The following is a 2,209-nucleotide window of genomic DNA, read 5'->3' as shown; positions in this document are numbered from 1 at the left end:
GGACCTCGCCGGGTGGGGCCGCGCCCAGCAGGTCGGCTGGGACAAGCTCGGCCCGGCGCAGCAGTGGGCGCTGGAGCACGTCCTCGGAATCGGGCCGCTGCCCGCCGAGGAGAAGCCGGCGGGGAAGGTGAGCCACGCGGAGAAGGAGCAGCGCAACCTCGCCGCCGCCGCCCAGTACCGGGCCCGGGAGGGCCACCTGAACGTCCCCCGCAAGCACAAAGAAACCCTCGTCCTCGACGACGGCACCGCCAACGGCACCACCGTCCAGATCAGCCTGGGCCTGTTCATCGCGAACAGCCGCAGCAGGCGCGCCGACATCCCCGCCGACCGCGCCGCACGGCTCACCGAACTCGGGATGCGCTGGGAGTAGGCGGGCACCGGGTCGGGCTGTTCAGGGTGCAACACGACCACTGCAACACGACCCGGCCGCCCGCCAGGAGAGACAAACGCCCAGTTCAGGGGTGCAACACGGCCGTGTTGCACCCCTGAACTGGGCTCCGTGTTGCACCCCGCGTTGCACCTCGCGTTGCACTCGGCGGTCGGGGCCTACAGCGCTCACCCTCACCCGGTGGCGGCGTCCCTCCAGCCAGTGCACGAGGGGCAGTCGACGTAGACCACCGGGCCCGCGCTGAACGTCAGGCAGTCCGCACAGGTCTCCGGGCCCGGCTCGAAGACCTCCTCCCCCTCGCCCTCGACGAACTCGGGGTCGTCGCGCATCCACCGGCGCGTGTGCGTGTAGGGCTCGCCGGTGGAGGCGACCGCCTCGAAGCGGACCAGGCAGCCGCACACCACCACCCCGGTCGCCTTCAGCTCCAGGCTGCGGGCGGGCTCCCGCCGGCGCAGCCACTCCGACTGCTGTGCCCAGATCGAGGTGTTCTGCCGGTCCACGCGGTCCATGGTGTACTCCGCACCGGAGAGGAACCCGTCCCCCAAGTCCGGGTCGGCGTCGATGTGCAGGGCGAGCCAGTGCTCCACCGCCAGGGTGACCCCGCACTCGTGCCCGTACGCCTGGCTCAGCACAAGCAGCGCCAGCGCATCGGACTCGTCCACGGGCACCGTGAGGTCCAGGCGCCCAGCCAGGACCAGGCCGACGAGTTCCGCGGAGCGCTCCGCCACCGGCCAACCCGTGAGCTCCCCGACGTGGAGGCCCCAGTCGGGCATGTCCTCGGGGCGGCGGTGCCGAGCGATTGCGTTGATAGCGGTCATTGGGGGTCAGATCCTCTCGTCCAGTCCGTACCTGGAGATCTGACCCCGATTCACCTGTGGACAGTCTTCCGCGCCGCGCCGCCATACCGGCATGAAAGCTGGTCAACCTGGATGGATCGGTCATCGGGGCCGCGGGGTCCGGTGGGCTGCTGCCCGGTCCGCACCCAGCCGGCGGCCACACCCGGGGCCCTGTCGCGCTCAGCTGTCGCGGCCCGGCCACACACGGGGGAAACGGCCTGTCCGCCCAGGTCACAGCGCATGACAGGACCCCAACGCGACAGGGGTCGCGACAACCCCCGCGACAGCCTCACGGGGGTCGGCACTCAAGCGGCGCGGTCCCTCACCGGGTAGAGCTTGGCGTGCAGCACCCGCACGTCCCACCACGGATCGTCCGGGGCGGAGAGCAGGGCGGCCATCTGCTCGCGCTTGGTCGGGGCGGGCAGCACCAGCGGCCCCAGTTCCTCCGCCTCCCGGTCGGCAACGCACTGCGGGCACTCCAACCGGTCGAGGCTGGCCTTCTCGGTCAGCTCCAGCTTCGAGCCGGCCTTCCCGCCGATCGAGCCCCGGCACGTCCAGCACGGGCGCAGCGCGGCGTTGGCCGTACGGGCGGCCTCCAGTTGCTCTTCGGCCTCCTGCTCCAGGTGCTCGGTGTGTTCCTGGTGGCAGGGCCAGCAGCGGCCGCCGGGTTGGCGGGTCCACTCCACGAGGCGACCGTCGGGGCCGTAGTGGCAGGTGCTCTCCTCCTTGGGGACGTTGCCGCAGTCGGCGCAGGCGAGGGTGCGCATCCTCTCTCGGTGGTCCTGGCGGGCCTTCTTCTCCCGGGTCTTCTGGCGCTGGTTGTAGGCGGCGCGGTTGTTCGGGTTCTCCAGCGCGTCGAGCAGACAGTGCCGGCCGGGGCGGCCGTAGCGCCACCAGACGGGGCCGAGGGGGGCCGTGCTCGGCCAGCAGCTCCAGCGTGGTCGCGATGATGGGCACGGCGTCGTCGTACTCGCGCCAGCCGTCG

General features: G+C 71.9%; 2 protein-coding genes and 1 pseudogene. 1 reads left to right on the top strand and 2 read right to left on the bottom strand.

The window, feature by feature from the left end; genetic code table 11:
- A partial coding sequence (locus LN042_RS36655; RefSeq protein WP_230055798.1) for a helicase associated domain-containing protein occupies nt 1-370 on the top strand: 370 nt, incomplete at its 5' end.
- 191 nt (nt 371-561) lie between these two features.
- On the opposite strand, the gene LN042_RS36650 is transcribed toward LN042_RS36655, so the two are convergent.
- Nucleotides 562-1,206, bottom strand: coding sequence for a hypothetical protein (locus LN042_RS36650; protein WP_230055797.1), 645 nt, complete (start codon nt 1,204-1,206; stop codon nt 562-564).
- Between the two features lie 323 nt (nt 1,207-1,529).
- A pseudogene (locus LN042_RS36645) lies at nt 1,530-2,209 on the bottom strand (hypothetical protein); the annotation flags it as partial.

Origin of the sequence: Kitasatospora humi (genome assembly GCF_020907985.1) — a bacterium.
Classification (GTDB): Bacteria; Actinomycetota; Actinomycetes; order Streptomycetales; family Streptomycetaceae; genus Kitasatospora; species Kitasatospora humi.
Note: the sequence above shows the minus strand (reverse complement) of the source record. Positions and strands in the feature narration are given on the sequence as shown.